12 protein-coding genes are annotated in these 18,317 nt (G+C 42.6%); 6 read left to right on the top strand and 6 right to left on the bottom strand.

The annotated features are described in order from the left end of the window. Positions 1-126: 126 nt before the first annotated feature. A complete protein-coding gene (locus tag NH153_RS11330; protein ID WP_054563159.1) occupies positions 127-504 on the bottom strand; it encodes a VOC family protein in 378 nt (125 codons plus the stop codon). Positions 505-666: 162 nt separating this feature from the next. Between NH153_RS11330 and NH153_RS11325 the strand changes: the two genes are divergently transcribed. Beyond that, positions 667-2,688, top strand: coding sequence for a S9 family peptidase (locus tag NH153_RS11325; RefSeq protein WP_063703868.1), 2,022 nt, complete (start codon positions 667-669; stop codon positions 2,686-2,688). A 1,045-nt stretch (positions 2,689-3,733) separates the two neighbouring features. On the opposite strand, the gene NH153_RS11320 is transcribed toward NH153_RS11325, so the two are convergent. After that, complete coding sequence (locus NH153_RS11320) at positions 3,734-5,335, bottom strand: isocitrate lyase (protein ID WP_054563156.1); 1,602 nt, start codon at positions 5,333-5,335, stop codon at positions 3,734-3,736. Positions 5,336-5,565: 230 nt separating this feature from the next. Here NH153_RS11320 and NH153_RS11315 point away from each other — a divergent pair, with 230 nt between their 5' ends. Continuing rightward, complete coding sequence (locus NH153_RS11315; protein WP_063703866.1) at positions 5,566-7,740, top strand: malate synthase G; 2,175 nt, start codon at positions 5,566-5,568, stop codon at positions 7,738-7,740. Positions 7,741-7,940: 200 nt separating this feature from the next. Here the strand turns inward: NH153_RS11315 and NH153_RS11310 are convergent, their stop codons facing one another. From NH153_RS11310 to NH153_RS11295, 4 genes are all read right to left on the bottom strand, one after another. Continuing rightward, a complete protein-coding gene (locus tag NH153_RS11310) occupies positions 7,941-8,666 on the bottom strand; it encodes a YebC/PmpR family DNA-binding transcriptional regulator (RefSeq protein WP_063703863.1) in 726 nt (241 codons plus the stop codon). Positions 8,667-8,798: 132 nt separating this feature from the next. Continuing rightward, the gene (locus NH153_RS11305) at positions 8,799-9,416 is read right to left on the bottom strand and encodes an HAD family hydrolase (RefSeq protein WP_063703861.1); all 618 of its coding nucleotides are present in this window, start codon (positions 9,414-9,416) and stop codon (positions 8,799-8,801) included. 124 nt (positions 9,417-9,540) lie between these two features. Beyond that, a complete protein-coding gene (locus NH153_RS11300; protein WP_063703858.1) occupies positions 9,541-10,044 on the bottom strand; it encodes a DUF6702 family protein in 504 nt (167 codons plus the stop codon). Continuing rightward, the gene (locus tag NH153_RS11295) at positions 10,044-12,482 is read right to left on the bottom strand and encodes a M1 family metallopeptidase (RefSeq protein WP_063703856.1); all 2,439 of its coding nucleotides are present in this window, start codon (positions 12,480-12,482) and stop codon (positions 10,044-10,046) included. Before NH153_RS11295 ends, NH153_RS11300 begins: the two co-directional genes overlap by 1 nt. A gap of 271 nt (positions 12,483-12,753) precedes the next feature. On the opposite strand from NH153_RS11295, the gene NH153_RS11290 reads away from it, so the two are divergent. From NH153_RS11290 to NH153_RS11275, 4 genes are all read left to right on the top strand, one after another. Beyond that, on the top strand, positions 12,754-12,990 hold the full coding sequence (locus tag NH153_RS11290; RefSeq protein WP_063703853.1) for a hypothetical protein: 237 nt from the start codon (positions 12,754-12,756) through the stop codon (positions 12,988-12,990). A 133-nt stretch (positions 12,991-13,123) separates the two neighbouring features. Further along, on the top strand, positions 13,124-13,360 hold the full coding sequence (locus NH153_RS11285) for a hypothetical protein (protein ID WP_054553375.1): 237 nt from the start codon (positions 13,124-13,126) through the stop codon (positions 13,358-13,360). Between the two features lie 69 nt (positions 13,361-13,429). Then, positions 13,430-14,662, top strand: a complete 1,233-nt coding sequence (locus NH153_RS11280) for an exonuclease SbcCD subunit D C-terminal domain-containing protein (RefSeq protein WP_063703850.1) — start codon at positions 13,430-13,432, stop codon at positions 14,660-14,662. Beyond that, on the top strand, positions 14,659-18,312 hold the full coding sequence (locus NH153_RS11275; RefSeq protein ID WP_063703848.1) for an AAA family ATPase: 3,654 nt from the start codon (positions 14,659-14,661) through the stop codon (positions 18,310-18,312). The genes NH153_RS11280 and NH153_RS11275 overlap by 4 nt, the downstream gene beginning before the upstream one ends. Positions 18,313-18,317 lie beyond the last annotated feature (5 nt).

Raw genomic sequence — 18,317 nt, 5'->3', positions numbered from 1 at the left:
ATGTAAGCATAGCGCAAAGTAAAGTTAAGAGTAACGCGGCATAAAGCTACATAAGCTAGGCCCTGTTTCCTAGAGCCTAGCGCCTGTTAACTTTACTCTTTCTAACTTTCCCCTTGCTAACTTTCTTTACCCATGCGTAAAACAAAACACATTAAGTTTGTTACCGTCTAAGTCTCTAAAGTATCCCGCATAAAAGCCGGGCATTTCGCGTGGGCCGGGGGCGCCTTCGTCTGTGCCACCTAATTCTATGGCCTTCTTATAAAAGGCATCTACTTGGGCTGGGGTTTCGACTGCCAGAGCAATCATAGTGCCGTTACCTACTGTGGCTTTTTCATCGTTATAAGGTTTGGTAACCGCAAAACCGGGCTTATCTTGGCCTGTGCTCCATGCCACAAAGCGGTCAGTTTCTAAAAAGCGCTCTGCGTTTAGAGTGGCGAACAATTCATCGTAATACTTTACTGCTTTAGCTAGGTTGTTAGTGCCTAGCATTATGTAACCTATCATTGTGTGCTCCTTACGTTTAAAAGTGTCTGTACTCAACATAAAAGGGAAATGACCATCTGTCTATTGATTTCTCCATTCATCGCAATGGACTATATTTCTGATGGTTGTTACTTTATAACAGGTCAACACGCCCTAATTTCTGCTCACTAACAAGGAAATAAAATGAAGTTTAAAACGTCTTTAGCACTGCTTGCAGCAGCCAGCTTTTACAGCCATGCAGGAGCTAGCAATACCTTTCAACTTGAAAATGTTTTTGATCTTGAATACGCCAACCAAATAGAAATGACAAAAAATGGCGATACAATTTACTTTGTGCGTAATCGCATGGATATCAAAAGCGACCGTAAAGTCAGTAATATTTGGTCAGTAAACCCAGATGGTAAAACCATGCTACCGCTAACGTCTGGCGTGCATATGGATTACTCTCCGGTGTTGTCACCCGATGAAACTCGATTAGCGTTTATTTCTACCCGAGATGGTAGCAGCCAAATCTATGTAAAATGGTTAAAAACCGGTAACGTAGCAAAAATTAGTAACCTAACGCAAAGCCCTGGCGGATTGACTTGGACGCCAGATGGCAAACAATTGGTGTTTAGCCAGTTTGTGCCAGCAAAATCAGCAAGCCCAGTGTCTTTACCGGGTAAGCCTGAAGGCGCTAAGTGGGCAGAGCCAGCTAAATATATTGACGATACCTATTACCGTGCCGATGGCGGTGGCTACTCTGAAAAAGGCTATCATCACTTTTTTATCATCAGTGCAACGGGCGGCAATGCACGTCAATTAAGCTCTGGTGATTTTGATCATGGTGGTGCTATTAGCTTTAACGAACAAGGCGATGCGTTTTATTTCTCGGCTAATCGTCATGAAGACAATGAATTACACCCGACTGAATCTGAAATCTATAAACTTAGCTTAGCGGATCGTTCAATTACCCAAATAACAGACCGTAAAGGCCCAGATTCACGCCCTAAAGTCTCGCCAAATGGTCGTTATCTGGCATACACAGGCTACGACGACAAAAAGACTAACTATGAAAATAACGACATTTATTTACTTGATTTGAAATCAGGTAAAACCTCAGTGCTCACTGCCGATTTAGATCGTAGTGTCGAAGATATAAAATGGGATGATAGCGGTAGCGGCCTTTATTTTAGCTACGATAGTGAAGGTAAAACACACCTAGCTTACCAGCCGCGTAGTGGTAAACATAAGGTGATTACCTCAGAGATTGGGAGTGTTGCCTTTGGTCGCCCATATTCAGGTGGTGACTTTGATATTAGCGAAGATGGTGAAGTTGCATTCACACTTGCAGATACACAGCGTCCAGCTGATGTAGCATTAATTAAACGTGGTAAAACGGCGCGTTTAACACAATTAAACGAAGATGCGCTGGGCGACAAAGAACTGGCTAAGGTTGAAGAAATTTGGGTTAAATCAAGCCACGATGGCTTGGCTATTCAAGGTTGGATTGCTTACCCGCCGGGCTTTGATAAAAACAAAAAGTACCCACTTGTTTTAGAAATCCACGGCGGTCCTGTTGCAAACTACGGCCCTCACTTTAGCCCTGAAGTGCAATTATACGCAGCCAAAGGGAATGTTGTGCTGTATATGAACCCGCGCGGCAGTGACTCGTACGGCAAAGAATTTGCGCAAACAATTCATCATAACTACCCTAGTAATGACTTTGATGACCTAATGACAGGTGTTGATGCTGTCATCAATAAGGGCTTTATTGATGAGAGTAAGTTGTTTGTTACCGGCGGTTCAGGTGGCGGTGTTTTAACTGCATGGATTGTGGGTCATACAGACCGCTTTGCAGCAGCTGTTGTTGCTAAACCAGTTATCAATTGGATCAGCTTTGTACTAACTGCTGACTTCTATCCTTTCTTTGCTGACTATTGGTTCCCAGGTAAACCATGGGACAATATTGAGCATTATATGAAGCGCTCCCCAATTAGCTATGTGGGCAATGTAAAAACACCCACTATGCTGTTAACCGGCGAATCAGACTATCGCACCCCTATTTCTGAAACCGAGCAATTTTACCAAGCGTTAAAGCTACAAGGTGTTGATACAGCGATGGTACGTATTCCTAATGCCTCACATGGTATTACCGCTCGCCCATCAAACCTAATGACCAAAGTCGCTTATATTCAATGGTGGTTTGATAAGCATAGTAAGTAGTGGCGAGTTAGCAAGTTAGCAAGTTAGCAAGTTAGCAAGTTAGCAAGTTAGCAAGTTAGCAAGTTAGCAAGTTAGCAAGTTAGCAAAGCATTGTAGGCGCGATTTTATATCGCGCCATATCCGAACCATAACGCGGGGTAAACCCGCTGCTACTTTCTAACTTTCCCCTTTCCAACTTTCCCCTTTCTAACTTTCCCCTTTCCAACTTTCCCCTTTCTAACTTTCCCCTTTCTAACTTTCCCCTTTCTAACTTTCCCCTTTCTAACTTTCCCCTCGCTAACTTTACTCTCGCTAACTCCTCCCCTGTAAACCCCCTTTACACTTAAAATGTGAGTAACTCCTTACATACACTTTTCAAATATCGGACATTAATCCAAAAGCAGTTAGTAAAAAATCGGTTTATAGCCAAAATCAGTAACTTGAGTTAGTAAAAAATCGGTTTGTGCCGCTAAAAACCTAGCTTCAGTTAGTAAAATTTTGGTTTGTAAGGGTGTTGAGTTGGTAAAAAATCGGTTTATGGCTTGAGTGAGTTAATAAAAAATCGGTTTATAAATCGCTAGATTCTACAAAACAGCATTAAATTGCCGTTTATATGAGCCAATTTTAACCATTCTAGAGGCTGTAATCGGGCAATAAGCCCCAAATTAAGGCTTATAAGGCAGAGGTAGTTAAATCCTGATCTAAAATTCTTAGGCTGGTAAATGTGTGATCTGTATTTTTATAAAGCTAGTAAATGGCTGATCCAAGACTTGGTTAAAGAGTGATCCGAGATACGAGACGCGAGACGCGAGATGCGAGACGCGAGATGCGAGACGCGAGACGCGAGATGCGAGACGCGAGATGCGAGGTGCGAGATACAAGGTGCGAGATGCGAGGTGCGAGGTGCGAGGTTCGAGGTTCGAGGTTCGAGGTTCGAGGTTCGAGGTTCGAGGTTCGAGATGCGAGTCTGATGGCTGACGGCTGAAAGCTGATGGCTACAAATGAAAAAGGGCCCGAAGGCCCCTAACAACATTATTGAATAGCTATAAAGGAAATTACAACTTGGTTAGAACTGGTTCATGGTATTTGCTTCACCACCGGCTTTAAGCGCATTTTCACCAGAGAAGTACTCTTTATGAGTATCACCAATGTTTGAACCTGCTAGGTCTTGGTGTTTCACTGATGCTTGCTCACGGCGAATTTCTTGACGTTGTACGTCGCGAACATACGCTAGCATACCTAGGTCGCCGAAATAGCCTTCTGATAGAATATCAGTGCTTAGGGCCGCTGTATGGTAAGTTGGTAGCGTGATTAGGTGGTGGAAGATACCCGCTTCACGTGCACCATCTTTTTGGAAGTTCTGCACAAGTACGTCTGCTGCCGCTGCAAGCTCTGTGTCATCCATTTCTGGCGCCATTAATGCTTTATTGTCATCGATGCTTGGGTAAGCAGATAGGTCTTTACCTTGTTCTTGCCACTCAGCATATACTTGCTCACGGAATTTAAGTGTCCAGTTGAACGACGGTGAGTTGTTGTATACCAGCTTAGCATTTGGTACTTGCTCTTTAACGCGGTTAACAAGCTCAGCGATTTGTTTAACGTTTGGTTTTTCTGTTTCAATCCAAAGTAAGTCTGCGCCTGATTGTAAGCTAGTTACACAGTCTAGAACTACGCGGTCTTTCTCTGTGCCTTCACGGAACTGGTATAAACCATTATCTAAACGTGTTGGTTTGCAAAGCTGACCATTAAGCTTCATTGCTGTGTCGCCTTCGTTTAAGTCATCCACACTGTTTACTGGTGTTGTTTCAAGGAACGACGTGTATTGGCTAGCAAGGTCGCCAGGTGTTTTAGATACAGGCACTTTTTGAGTAAGGCTTGCACCTAATGAGTCAGTACGAGCAACGATAATACCGTTATCAATACCAAGCTCTAAGAATGCGTAACGAACAGCGTTAATTTTTGCTAGGAAATCTTCATGCGGTACAGTTACTTTACCAGCTTGGTGACCACATTGTTTTGCGTCAGATACTTGGTTCTCGATTTGGATAGCACATGCACCTGCTTCAATCATCTTTTTAGCCAGTAGGTAAGTTGCTTCTTCGTTACCGAAACCCGCATCGATATCAGCAATAATTGGCACAACATGGCTTTCGAAGTTATCGATTTTATTTAGTACTGCTTGAACATCACCGCCGTTTGCTTTCGCTTCGTCTAGGTCTTTGTAAAGGTGGTCAAGTTCACGTGCATCAGCTTGCTTTAAGAAAGTGTAGATTTCTTCGATTAGCGCTGGAACAGATGTTTTTTCATGCATACTTTGGTCAGGTAATGGACCAAACTCAGAGCGAAGTGCCGCAACCATCCAGCCACTTAGGTATACATAGCTGCGTTTGGTTGTTTTGTTATGACGTTTAATTGCCATCATCATTTGCTGTGCAGTGAAACCATGCCAACAACCTAATGATTGTGTGTATTGGCTGTGGTCAGCATCGTAAGCTGCCATGTCTGCACGCATAATGTCTGCAGTGTATTGAGCAATGTCTAGACCCGTACGAAAACGGTTTTGTAAGCGCATACGGCTTGCGTATTCTGGGTTGATTGACTGCCACGTTTTGCCTTGTGTTTGACATAAAGTAGCTAGGTTATCTGTTTCGCGTTGATATGTTGTCATAATAAAAATCCTTCGAACGGGTTATCTATTTTTTGTTAGTGAGAGTGGCTACTTGGCGTTTGCTTCGTAGCGCTTAATTCAACATTAGGCGGATTTTTTGGATTTAGTAAATTTATAGTTGTTATTGCCACTATATTTTTAGTGAATGGTAAATAGCCTGCTTATTAGCCTTTTTTACGATATGGTTGAACCATGAATGATCAAATTAAGCTCGTTTAAAGGACATTATTATGACCACTCTCTCACTTAACGGTTTAAGCGTTGATCAACAACTTGCACAGTTTGTTGAACAGCAACTTTTACCTGGAACAGGCATTAGCACAGACACCTTTTGGCAAGGTTTTGCTGATATCGTCAATGAACTAACGCCAATCAATCGTGCACTTTTAGAAAAACGCGAACAACTACAAGCTAAGATTGATGACTATCACAAGCAGCAGCCGGTATGGGATGCAACTAACTATCAAGCATTCCTTGAAGAGATTGGCTACCTCGTTCCTGAACCCGCTAGCTTCAGTATAGAAACAGAGCAAGTAGAGCCTGAAATCGCAAGCACTGCAGGGCCGCAGCTCGTGGTGCCAGTAAGCAATGCTCGCTTTGCCTTAAATGCAGCAAATGCTCGCTGGGGCTCACTGTATGATGCGCTATACGGCACAGACGTATTAAGCGATGATGACGGCGCTGAGAAAGGCTCGACGTACAACCCTGTGCGTGGCTTTAAAGTTATGGCTTATGCTCGCCAGTTCCTTGATAAAGCCCTGCCTTTAGCAAATGGCTCACACATCGAAAGCACCAGCTATGCAGTGGTTAATAATGAGCTTTTAATCACATTACGAGATAGTAGTCAGGTTCGCCTAGCAGACCCTGAACAACTGATTGGTTACCAAGGTGAAGCGCAAAATCCAAGCGCTATCTTATTGAAAAATAATGGCTTACATATTGAGCTGCAAATAGACCATCACCACCCAATAGGCCAAGCAGATAAAGCAGGTCTTAAAGATGTACTACTAGAAGCAGCCCTGACAACGATTATGGACTGTGAAGATTCCGTTGCTGCCGTTGATGCCGAAGACAAAGTAAACGTCTATCAAAACTGGCTTGGTTTAATGCAAGGAAACCTTGTAGAAGCATTTAACAAAGAAGGTAAAACCATTGAGCGTCGTTTAGCAGAAGATCGCCAATATCAAGGTGTAAATGGCGAAACAATCACACTAAAAGGCCGCAGCATGATGTTTGTGCGTAATGTTGGCCACTTAATGACTAACCCTGCAATCCAAGATAGTGAAGGCAATGACGTGTTTGAAGGCATTATGGACGCCATTATCACTAGCACCGCAGCACTTCATGACTTAAAAGGCACAGGCAGCCTTAAAAATTCAACGGCCAATAGCATTAATATTGTTAAGCCCAAAATGCATGGCCCAGAAGAAGTGGCATTCACTAATACCCTATTTACCCGCGTTGAGCAGCTGCTAGGCTTGCCTGCAAACACCATTAAAATGGGTATTATGGATGAAGAACGCCGCACTTCAGCTAACTTAAAAGCCTGTATTTTCGAGGCTAAAAACCGTGTTGTATTCATCAATACCGGTTTCTTAGACCGTACTGGTGACGAAATTCATACTTCAATGCAAGCAGGTGTGGTATTGCCAAAAGGCGCTATTAAACTTGAGCCTTGGATCAGCGCATACGAAGACCGCAACGTTGATATTGGCTTAGCTACAGGCCTCAGTGGTAAAGCACAAATTGGTAAAGGTATGTGGCCAATGCCAGATAAAATGGCGTTAATGATGGAACAAAAAAGTGGTCACCCGAAAAGTGGTGCAAATACCGCATGGGTGCCCTCTCCTACTGCTGCAACGCTGCATGCAATGCATTATCACGATATTGATGTATTTGCTTGCCAAAAAGCGCTTATGGACCGTAAAGAAGCAAGCCTTACCAGCTTACTCACTCCACCGCTTATGAAAGATGCCAGCAGCTTAAGCAAAGAAGATATTCAAGCCGAACTTGATAACAACGCACAGGGTATTTTAGGTTATGTTGTGCGTTGGATTGACCAAGGTATTGGCTGCTCAAAAGTACCAGACATTAACCATGTCGGTTTAATGGAAGACCGCGCCACACTGCGTATTTCAAGCCAACACATGGCCAATTGGCTGTATCATGGCGTTTGCTCTGAAGAGCAAATTAGAAAAACCATGGCACGCATGGCGAAAGTTGTTGATGGACAAAATGAAGGTGATCCGGCTTACAAAAATATGGCTGATTCAGCCGAAACTTTAGCACAAAGTGTTGCTTATCAAGCTGCATTAGCCCTTGTATTAGAGGGAGCTAAACAACCTAGTGGCTATACTGAACCATTATTGCATGCGTTCCGTATAAAGTATAAATCGCTTAATTAGCCACTCGGTTTGAACTCCCCTTCGAGTTTCATGTGTCGTTCATAGCAGCCTAAGGGCTGCTTTTTTTTGACTAATATCAATTGAACTCATAACGACAGTGAATACTCACCATTCATGACATAATAAAAATCTATTAAAAAAGGGGCATTTGTTACCAAATGCCCCTTTTTACGTACTAATATGTACTAATTTTTTAAAAATTAGTTTTTGACAATCGCATTGTGATAAACATTTTGCACGTCATCACAGTCATCAAGCATAGAAATAAACTTTTCAAAGTTTGCGATATCATCTGGATCAGTGATGTCTGTATGAACTTGTGGAACAAACGTGATTTCGTCTACTTCAAAGTTAATACCTTCAAATGCTTCTTCAAGGGCTGTTTTTGCTTTGTAGTACTCTGTGTGAGGAGCGAATACTGACACTTTGCCGTCTTCTACTTCTACATCTGTTACGTCTACATCAGCCATCATTAGCGCTTCTAGTACCACTTCGTCGTCTTCGCCAGCAAAACCTAAAACAGCTAAGTGGTCGAACATATGCGCTACACAACCCGGTGTACCAATTTTTGAATCTGTTTTAGTAAACGGTAAACGTACATCTTTGATAGTACGGTTAGGGTTATCAGTTAAACAGTCAACAATAACCATACAGTTACCTGGGCCGTAGCCTTCGTAACGTGCTGGAGAATAATCTTCCCCTGCTCCACCGGCCGCTTTTTTAATCGCATTGTCGATTACGTGTGCTGGAACTTGGTCTCTTTTCGCACGCTCAATAATACGCTTTAGCGCTTGGTTTACTTCTGGATCTGGTTCGCCATTTTTAGCAACAACGTAGATTTCTTTACCGTACTTAGAATTTACTTTAGTTTTTGCATTGGCTGTTTTAGCCATGGCGTTTTTGCGGACTTCAAATGCTCTGCCCATCTTATGCCTCTATGAATACATTTGATAATTGCCGATATTTTAGCAACTCATGACCGCTTGGGCTAGTACTAGGACATTTTGAAAAATAAAAAACTAACAATAAATCTCAGGAAAAATAAAAAACAAAGCTATTTAACATAACGCCTTATTTTCTTGAAAAGAGCCAACTAAAGTAGGCAGTTCTGAAAAATGGTGCAACACATAATCAGCTTGATTCGCATATTCAGGAATTTGATCTGGTGCATATAAGCAAGCTCGCATATTGGCATTATGCGCAGCCTGAATATCAAATAGGTAATCGCCGACATAAAGTAACTCTGATTGGTCAAGTTCCCATAATGTTGCAATTGCATTCAGGGCACTTGGATCAGGCTTAGCTGGCGCATCAGAGCGAGTCAGTACAGTTTCTATTGGTAAGGGGTTATTTTTTAATTTAATTGCTGCTGCACGGTCGTAGTTGCGAGTAACAATCGCCATCGGAATGTTATTTTCTTTCAGTCTGGTAATCGCCTCTGCAACGCCTGGCAATAAATGAGCGTGCTGTGCATCAATTAGCTCATGCTGATGAACGATATTCATCGCTTCTTCGCGCATGTAAGGCGAAGGTAACGAAGCAATATGCGCCAGTAAATCGCTGTCAAGAGGACAGCCGACCTGCGCTTTGATGAGTGAAAAATCTAACTCCGATGAAACCAAAGTACCATCTAAGTCAAAGATTACGCCACGAATATTGTTGTCATGGATAGTCATATAAATCCCTGTATATGAGAATTGGGAAAATGTTGATGCCCATTAATAAGATAGTTTACGAAATGGGTTAATTAAAGGATCAAAGGATTAAAAAAGCGACTTTTTTAATCCTTTTGGATTGGTATTACTCTGGATTTACCGACTCAAATCTAGCTTCAAGCCAGGTATCATCTTGGCTAAAGGTCAGTGTTTTTACCTTACCTTTACCTTCAATATTAACCATATTCACTTGTGTTGGCCAAAGGTCGCGTAGTGCTCCGTTGCTCATCCGAATGCCATGAATTCCCTCAGGGATCGTGACTTCTTGATAAACCCAAAAGAATTTACCATCAACTTGTGCACCGACTTCTTTCAACTCAAGAGGCTTGCCATCTAAAGTTTGTAGAGCAATATGTGACTCAACATAATCAGCAAAACGCTTTTGGTCTTCTTTATTACTTAAGATATCAGCGTTGCCGTCAAACAAATGGTCGACGGCGTGCTCTGTATCGTGTAAATAAAAACGATGCATCAGCTCTATGTTGTTGGTGCGTTTATTAAACAGCACCGTTGTCACAGATGCTTTTAACTGGTGCGCCATGGTTGGCGCACTCAGTAACAAAGCAAAAATAATCGCTGCAAAGCGCATTATTTTTGCTCCTGGGCATCTTTATCGTCGTCATTTTTCAGTTCAGTTTTAATATCTTGCATGATATCGCGGCTGACTTTCGCTTTACTCTTCTCACGTTTGTACACTTCGATACGCGATGGAATAATACGACGCGGGTAATTGTTGTTTTCGACATCAACATCCGCTGTTTCCCAGCGTGGATCGACTGTTACAGACACCAAGTTTTTACCTTTTTCTGTAACAATGAGCTTTTGTACATGCTTGTGATTACGACGCCAGATTTCAGCAGGAATGTACTGCTCTTCTTTCGTACCATCTTCATAAGTAAGCTCAAGTAAGATAGGCATGACTAAGCCACCTAAGTTTGAGAACTCAAGTACGTAGTAGTTTTTATCTTCTTTAATTGCACGCTCAAACGTTTTACGCTCCCAAGGCTCTAAACCTTTAAGGAATTTGTTATACGCGTTGCGCTCTTTATTAGTTACCGTAAAGCGGTCGTTTTCGTCATAGAAGTCAGTTACATCTGGGTTTTCTTCAACCCACAGTTTTTTACCTTCTTCTTTATTACGTTTTACGAATAACGGCATTGGCTTGTCAGCTTCGATATCACGTAAACGATTAAAGTCGATATCAGGGTTTTTAGTATCTAAACGCAGTTGGTAAACCTTGTCTAGCGAGATATCAACGTGATCTGTGGTGTAGAACCAACCACGCCAGAACCAATCTAGGTCAACACCTGACGCTTCTTCCATAGTACGGAAGAAATCTGCAGGAGTAGGGCGTTTATACTTCCAACGCTGTGCATATTCTTTGAATGCAAAGTCGAATAATTCACGGCCAAGGATCACTTCACGTAAAATGTTAAGTGCAGCAGCTGGCTTAGTATAAGCATTCGGACCTAAACGTAATACGCTGTCTGACTGTGTCATAACTGGCACTTGGTTTTCAGACTTCATGTAATCAACAACATCGCGAGGCTCAACACCCCAAGGAATTGTGTGGTCCCATTCACGACCAGCAACACCATCTAAGAAGCTGTTTAGACCTTCATCCATCCACGTCCATTGACGTTCATCAGAGTTAACCACCATAGGGAAGTAAATGTGACCTACTTCGTGGATAACAACGCCGATTAAGAAGCGTTTTTCTGCTTGAGAATAAGTTCGAGTACCATCGTCTTGTAGGTCAGTACGCGGACCATTGAAGGTGATCATTGGGTATTCCATACCACCTACAGGGCCATTTACAGACTGGGCCACAGGGTAAGGGTAGTCAAACGAGAAGCGCGAATACACTTGCATTGTATGAACAACAGCTTCGGTAGAATATTTCTTCCAAAGGTCGCCACCTTCTTTCGGGTAGAAAGACATCGCCATTACTAACGGCTGATCTTTACCACCTTGATGATAGCCTTTTGCATCCCACATAAATTTACGTGAAGACGCCCACGCAAAGTCACGTACGTTTTCAGCTTTAAAGTGCCATGTTTTTGTTTTGTCTGTGCCTTCTTTCTCGTTTTCTAACGCTTCTTCTTCAGTCACGATGAAAACAGGACGTTTAGCATCTTCAGCTTGCTCAAGGCGCTTACGCTGTGTGCTCGTCAGAACGCTGCTTGGGTTATCAAGTTTACCCGTTGCCGATACGATGTGGTCAGCAGGTACGGTTAACTCAACATCATAGTTACCAAATTCAAGCGTAAACTCACCACTGCCTAAGAAGGCTTTGTTCGTCCATGCTTCATAATCTGTGTATGCAGCAAGACGAGGGAACCACTGTGCTAATAAGAAGATATCGTTGCCATCTTCTTCAAAGTGTTCATAACCTGAACGTGCACCAACGGCATCTTCTTCAACAATGTTAAAGGCGAAGTCCATGCTGAACTCAACGTCTTTACCCGGTTTAAGTGGCTTGTTAAGGTCAATACGCATTAAGGTATCGACGACAGTAACTTTAAGCTCTTTTCCGTCTTCGTCTTTAACATTGGCGATTTGATAACCCAGCTCGTTGTCGGCCATGAATTGCTGACGACGTAACTGACCTAAGCTCAATTTAGTTTCTTTAGGCTGAGGGTCACCTTGCAATGTTTTACCATTGAAAGTAGATGTCATTTCAGCAATTGAGTCAGATTTAAAGATATTTTGGTCTAGTTGTAACCAAAGATACTTTAACGTGTGCGGCGAGTTATTTTTGTATTCGATAGTTTGGCTTGCTGTTAAGCGGCGTTTCTTTTCATCAAGCTTTGCATCAATGTCGTAGTTTACTTGCTGTTGCCAGTAATGTTCAGCGGGCTCACCGGCTGCACTACGATATACGTTTGGAGTTGGAAGTGCTTCATCTAGCTGACGGAACTTGTCAACGAATGAGCCTTTAGTTTGCTCAACAGATGACGCCATGACAGCTGAAGATACTGCTAAAGGCAATACCAAAGCACTCAACTTAAGAACTGCTTTTTTCATTGTTAATCCTGTAATTAATTTGCCAGCGTACCATCGCAAACTGCTAACAAAGTTGCAATAAAATAACGATAAAGTGCGGGATTTTTCAGGTAGTATTCAGCACATCTAAGCGAGCCAATTTTTTTCAGTGAATTCGCCTTAAATAAAGTCCTGTAAAGGGGGTTTACAAAACACTGGTTAATTTTAGTTCAGCACTAATTCATCCCAAAGTATTACAGTTAATAAGTAGATACTCTGCTTAAATTCTAGTTAATGATGAAAGGGTGATTAGATGAAGTTTTATATTGTAAAAAAAGACTCTCGTTTAGCAGCCATTCCTGCTCAAGAATCAATTCTAAACGAGTACAAAGAACGCGGATTTGAATTTGTCGAGGTCATTGCAGCCTGCGATGAGTCAGATGCATTATCTCGGACATCTCCTGGTGTAAATGGGTCTAAAAAATGGCTAATTTACCCGACTACACTGGTAATTTTATCCTTAATTGCCATTATTTTTGCAATAAATTAAATTTTGCGACATTTGCTATTGAAATTTACTGCCATTTGTATTTAAAATCGCCCACTTTTTTGATTTTGGGGTCTGCGAAGCATGAATTTAAACCCCAAAATGTTTGGTAATCAGCATAGAATTCGGTGAGCGTATGGATTTCTATATCCTAAAAAAACAACAAGAACTAATTGCAATTCCAGCGGACGAACAAAATTGTAAACAGTACCTAGATTCAGGGTATTTTTATATCGACAAAGTAGCAGCATGTAATGAAACAAATGCCCTTAAGATTTTACAAGCTAAGCAAACTAAAGCGCTTAAAGTACCTATGATAATGGCATTGTTAGCTTTGCCAATGGTGGTTTTTGCTTGGTATAGCTTAAGTTAACAAACCAGGCTGGGCATCTTGGCTCAGCTTAGGTATATTGACGCTCTTAATAAATAATAAGAGCGTTTAATGAAAGTCCTTCATACATCTGATTGGCATTTAGGCCAACAATTCTACGAGCATTCCCGATTCGATGAGCATCAAGCATTTCTAGCTTGGTTAACCGATACGCTTGTGTCAGAGAAGATTGACTTACTACTGGTTGCGGGTGACATTTATCATACGGCAACACCTCCTGCCAGCGCAGAAAACCAACTCTACCAATTTATTAAAACCACTAAGCAGCATTGCCCTGACTTACACATAGTGATTATTGCTGGCAACCATGATTCAGCAAATCGTATTATGGCGGCAAAGCCTTTATTGGCTCAGTTTGATACCTATGTTGTTGGCCGCTTTGATAGCAATGCTCCTCATGAAGTGGTACTGCCAATCAGCACAAAAAACGGCGATGCGAATGTTGTTGCCATGCCATTTTTACGTAGCAGCGATTTAAGCAGCTATAACCGCCAACAAGAGCAACCGTTAAGTTACAACCAAGCCGTTGCCCTTGCTTACAAAGATGCATTACAAGCAGCAAACGAATTACCTAACGCGCCATTAATTGCTATGGGCCACCTGCATGCAAAAGGCGGAGACATCTCATCTGATTCTGAACGTAACTTAGTTATTGGTGGTGAAGATGCGATATCGGCAAGCATATTTACTGATCAACCTGATTATGTCGCGCTAGGGCATCTTCATAAGGCTCAAACCGTCGCGAAGAAAGAGACCATTCGCTACAGTGGCACGCCAATGCCGATGTCATTTTCTGAAAGACGCTATCAGCATCAAGTTGTGCTAGTCGAGCTTAGTGACTCAGGTACTTCTGTAAACCCCCTTTACATTCCTAGCTTTTGTAAAGTCATGTTGCTGCCAGAAAAAGACTGTGTGCCACTAAACGAACTCTGTGAGCTTATAAAACAGCTCGATTTAACGGATGAAGATTTAGCGCCATACCTGCGGGTTAAATTGAGCGCCCATGACACTGACACCACTTTCAGAGAACAAATAGAACAAGCCCTTGAAGGTAAGCAAGTTAAGTTCTGTGGTATTGAAAGGGTACGTCAGCAGGGCTATCAGCAAGACGATGAACAAACTCTATTTGAAGATGTCTCGCAGATTGAAGCGCTAAACCCACATTCACTTTTAGAGCAAGCATTTGCAAACAATAAAGATATGGCAGGGCAGGCGGTGCCAAAAGAATTAGAAAACTTACTAAGCCAAGTGATCGATGAATTGAATGCAGAGGACCTACTATGAAAATTTTAGCGATTCGTGTTCATCAACTCGCCTCTATCTTAGACGCCGAAGTCGACTTTAGCGCTTCGCCTTTAAAAGAAGCAGGGTTGTTTGCCATCACCGGTGATACCGGCGCGGGTAAAAGCACATTACTCGATGCCATTTGCTTAGCGCTTTATAACAAAACAGCAAGATTACGCGGCGATACTGGCAATAAAATTGACTTTAACGGCGACAATATCAAACTCAATGACTCGCGTAATTTATTACGCCGCGGGGCAGGGCAGGGCTTTGCTGAAGTCGACTTTGTTGGCCAAGATAAACAACAGTACCGAGCAAGGTTAAGCTTTAGCCGAGCGCGAAATCGCGCTGACGGAAAATTACAACCCGCACAACATAGCCTGTATTCATTACCTGATGAAACCCTAATCGCCGATCGAAGCGCGGCAGGGAAAGAAATCGAGCGTATTATCGGTTTAAGCTTTGAGCAGTTCTCACGCGCTGTGCTGCTTGCGCAACATGAATTTGCTGCGTTTTTAAAAGCAACCGGAGATGAGCGTGCGCAATTACTTGAGTGTTTAACAGGCACCGATAAATTTAGCCGTATTGGTCAGCGAATTTTTGAACGTCATCGAGAACAGCTGCAAGCATTAGAGCAGTTAAAGTTAAGTTTAAGTAACTATCAGGTTTTAAGTCCTGAACAGGTCGAAACGAAACAAACAGAACAAAAAGCGCTTGAGGCTAAACTTGCTGACTTACAAAAACAAATAAAACAATTTGAACAGTACCAAGCGTGGTACAAGCAAGCATCTCAGCAGCAGCAACAGCTGAACCAAGCTGAGCAAGCAAAGCAAGAGTTACAGCAGCAAATGCACGCGCTTGCTGAAAAAGCCACTGAAGCGAAACAAGCTCAGCAATGCCTAGAAATAAAAGATAACCGTGAACGCGTCACTACGATTACTGCTCAACATGGGCAACTTATCAAAAACCGTGAGCAGCTTTTAAACGTTGACCATAAAACACTGATCAAAGACGCTGAGCAAACGCTTGAAAAGCAAACCGCGCAACTAAACCAAGCAAAGCAAGCACAAAAAGACGCGCAACCTATTATTAGCCAGGCCCGTGAGTTAGATAAGCAACTTGCCGTATTAAACCAGCAAGCAGCGGCGCAAAAAGTACAAGCTGATAAAGCGAAACACCATCATCAAGAGCTGACTAATACACTAAATAGCCATAAAGCCGAGCAGCAAAAACAGCTAGAGCAACAAGCGCAAATCAATGGCTATTTAGAAACACACGCGCAATGGCAACCATTAGCGAAAGACTGGTCATTCTATAAAAGTGAGTTAGGCCGCTTTAGCCAGCAACAACGCACAATTAGCCAATCACAGCAGAACGTAAAGTCTCTTCAGCCTAAGATTGATGAGCAGCAAGCAGCTGCGCAGCAGTATAAAACTCAATACCAAGCCCTTGAGCAAGAAATTAAGCGCCTAAATGAGCAAGATACTGCCTTTAAATCGAGTTTAAACACCCAATCGATGGCAGATATTGATGCGGGGCTTGAGGCGATTAAACACCTGATTGAAAAGCGCCAAGTATGGCAAACTAATCATCAGCAGTTAAAAAATTGGCAAACCCAGCTAAACACATTAAGCCAAACTGAGCAGCAACTACAAACAGCATTAAAAGATGCGCAGCAAGGGGCAGAGCAAGCACAGCAGCAGGTTTCGTTTTGTGAGCAAAACTTACAGCAAGTGCAGCTTAGAGCCAGTGAAGGGGTCAGCCAGTTACGCGCCACTTTAAAGGCAGGAGAGCCGTGTGCAGTATGTGGCTCAAAAGAGCACCCGTTTATGCATGAAGAAATGGTAAACGAGCAATTTAGTCAACTTATTAACGACTTTACCAACCAGTTAACTAACGCAAAACAGCACTTAAAAGCTCAGCAAGCATTACAGCAAGCTAAAAGTAATGAGCTGGCGGCATGCAGCCAACAGATAAGCTCGTTAACTGGGCAAATCTCAGAGCTAAGCGCGCAACAACAAAGCCTCAAAGAAACCATGGCAGCTAATCGTACTGAGCTAAATGATTTAACCGAAGATCAGTTAAACGAGCGTCAGCAACAGCTCAGCCAGCAAAAACAGCAATACTACAAAACCCTCGAGCAGCAACAGCAGCTGCAAAACACGCTTGCGGCTAAGCAAGCTGAGTATAATCAGCAAGGGCAAGCGCTACATAGCAAAGAGCAGCAGTTAAACGAATTACAACAACAGCTGAATAATCAGCAAACACGTTTAAACGAGCTCAATGATGAGCATCAGCAGCTTTATACGACACTGAATCAACAGTTCGCCAGTGCACCTTGGTGGCTGGCACTCAATACACAAAGCATTTCTTTAGAGAACATTGCAGAGCACGTTGAGGCTTATCAAGCTTCGCTGCAAACGGCGGATGAGCTTAAAACTAGCTTAAAAGCCATTGAGCAGCACCTTGCACATGTAACGCCGCAGCTTAACGAAGCACATGCCTCTTTAACTCAGTACAACGAGCAACTAAGCCAAACTGAAAACGAATTAACGCAGATACAATCAAAGCGCGAGGGCTTATTTAGTAACGCGGCGATATCGGTAGATGAGTTTATAGCAGAGCTTGAAAAGGCGATAGATTCAGCGCAGCAGGCACTGCAACTTGCCCAGACAAACCATAGTAATGCAGTGAAGGCGCGTGACGAACAAGCCATTCAAATCGCCAATTTTGACGAGCGTGAAAAAGAACTCACCGCAGAGCAAGCAGCACTTAATGAGCGCTTTAGTCTGTGGTTTAACGATTTTAAAGCGCAGCACCCAAGTTTGGATGAGCAAGCAGTTAGTCAGCTATTAACGATAAACCACGCTGAAATTAAACAAACTCTGGCAGATTACCACACCAGCGAAAGTAGCTTAAAAGACGCAGAGGCGCTTTTAAAACAACGACAACAGGCATTGGCTCAGCACCAAAAAGAAAAGCCAGCTCTCGGTGAAGATGAGCTGCAATTACAGCTTAATCAAGCCACAGAGCAACAAGTACAAGCGAATAACGCATTATTGCAAGTTGCAACTGAGCTTAAAACCCATCAACAAAATAGCCAAGCACTTGAAGATAAACAAAAGCTATTAGTTGAGCAGCAAAAAAGCTATGAGCACTGGCATTTACTCAATAAGGTGCTCGGGGATGCCAGCGGCAAAACCATGCGTAATTTAGCGCAAACGCAAACCTTAAAAATACTGCTGCACTACGCGAATAGTCACTTACAGACACTAAATAAACGCTATAAATTAACAGCCATAGGGCAAACGCTCGATATCGCTATTATCGATAAAGACATGGCCGATGAGCAGCGCTCTGTTAATACATTATCTGGCGGTGAGTCATTTTTAGTGTCGTTAGCACTGGCGCTAGGGCTTGCCTCGTTGTCGTCGAATAAAGTGCAAATAAACTCTTTGTTTATCGACGAAGGGTTTGGTACGTTGGACAGTGAAACGTTAAGCATCGCGATGGATGCTCTTGATTCTCTACAAGCACAAGGCCGCAAAGTAGGAGTTATTTCTCACGTATCAGAAATGACCGAACGCGTTGCCACCCAAGTGCATGTAGCGAAAAAACCAGGTGGTTATTCAACCATCTCAGTTATTTAAAGGAT

The sequence above is a fragment of the Pseudoalteromonas gelatinilytica genome (genome assembly GCF_001641615.1).
GTDB classification, from domain to species: Bacteria; Pseudomonadota; Gammaproteobacteria; order Enterobacterales; family Alteromonadaceae; genus Pseudoalteromonas; species Pseudoalteromonas gelatinilytica.
The sequence above is the reverse complement of the archived record's forward strand: the minus strand, read 5'-3'. Positions and strand labels throughout refer to the sequence as shown.

Bases quoted from the DNA above. Each gene is read 5' to 3' on its own strand.
- NH153_RS11300 (WP_063703858.1), bottom strand. From the start codon at position 10,044: ATGCGCTTTGCAGCGATTATTTTTGCTTTGTTACTGAGTGCGCCAACC.
- NH153_RS11290 (WP_063703853.1), top strand. From the start codon at position 12,754: ATGAAGTTTTATATTGTAAAAAAAGACTCTCGTTTAGCAGCCATTCCT.
- NH153_RS11280 (WP_063703850.1), top strand. From the start codon at position 13,430: ATGAAAGTCCTTCATACATCTGATTGGCATTTAGGCCAACAATTCTAC.
- NH153_RS11325 (WP_063703868.1), top strand. From the start codon at position 667: ATGAAGTTTAAAACGTCTTTAGCACTGCTTGCAGCAGCCAGCTTTTAC.
- NH153_RS11315 (WP_063703866.1), top strand. From the start codon at position 5,566: ATGACCACTCTCTCACTTAACGGTTTAAGCGTTGATCAACAACTTGCA.
- NH153_RS11305 (WP_063703861.1), bottom strand. From the start codon at position 9,416: ATGACTATCCATGACAACAATATTCGTGGCGTAATCTTTGACTTAGAT.
- NH153_RS11285 (WP_054553375.1), top strand. From the start codon at position 13,124: ATGGATTTCTATATCCTAAAAAAACAACAAGAACTAATTGCAATTCCA.
- NH153_RS11310 (WP_063703863.1), bottom strand. From the start codon at position 8,666: ATGGGCAGAGCATTTGAAGTCCGCAAAAACGCCATGGCTAAAACAGCC.
- NH153_RS11295 (WP_063703856.1), bottom strand. From the start codon at position 12,482: ATGAAAAAAGCAGTTCTTAAGTTGAGTGCTTTGGTATTGCCTTTAGCA.
- NH153_RS11275 (WP_063703848.1), top strand. From the start codon at position 14,659: ATGAAAATTTTAGCGATTCGTGTTCATCAACTCGCCTCTATCTTAGAC.
- NH153_RS11320 (WP_054563156.1), bottom strand. From the start codon at position 5,335: ATGACAACATATCAACGCGAAACAGATAACCTAGCTACTTTATGTCAA.
- NH153_RS11330 (WP_054563159.1), bottom strand. From the start codon at position 504: ATGATAGGTTACATAATGCTAGGCACTAACAACCTAGCTAAAGCAGTA.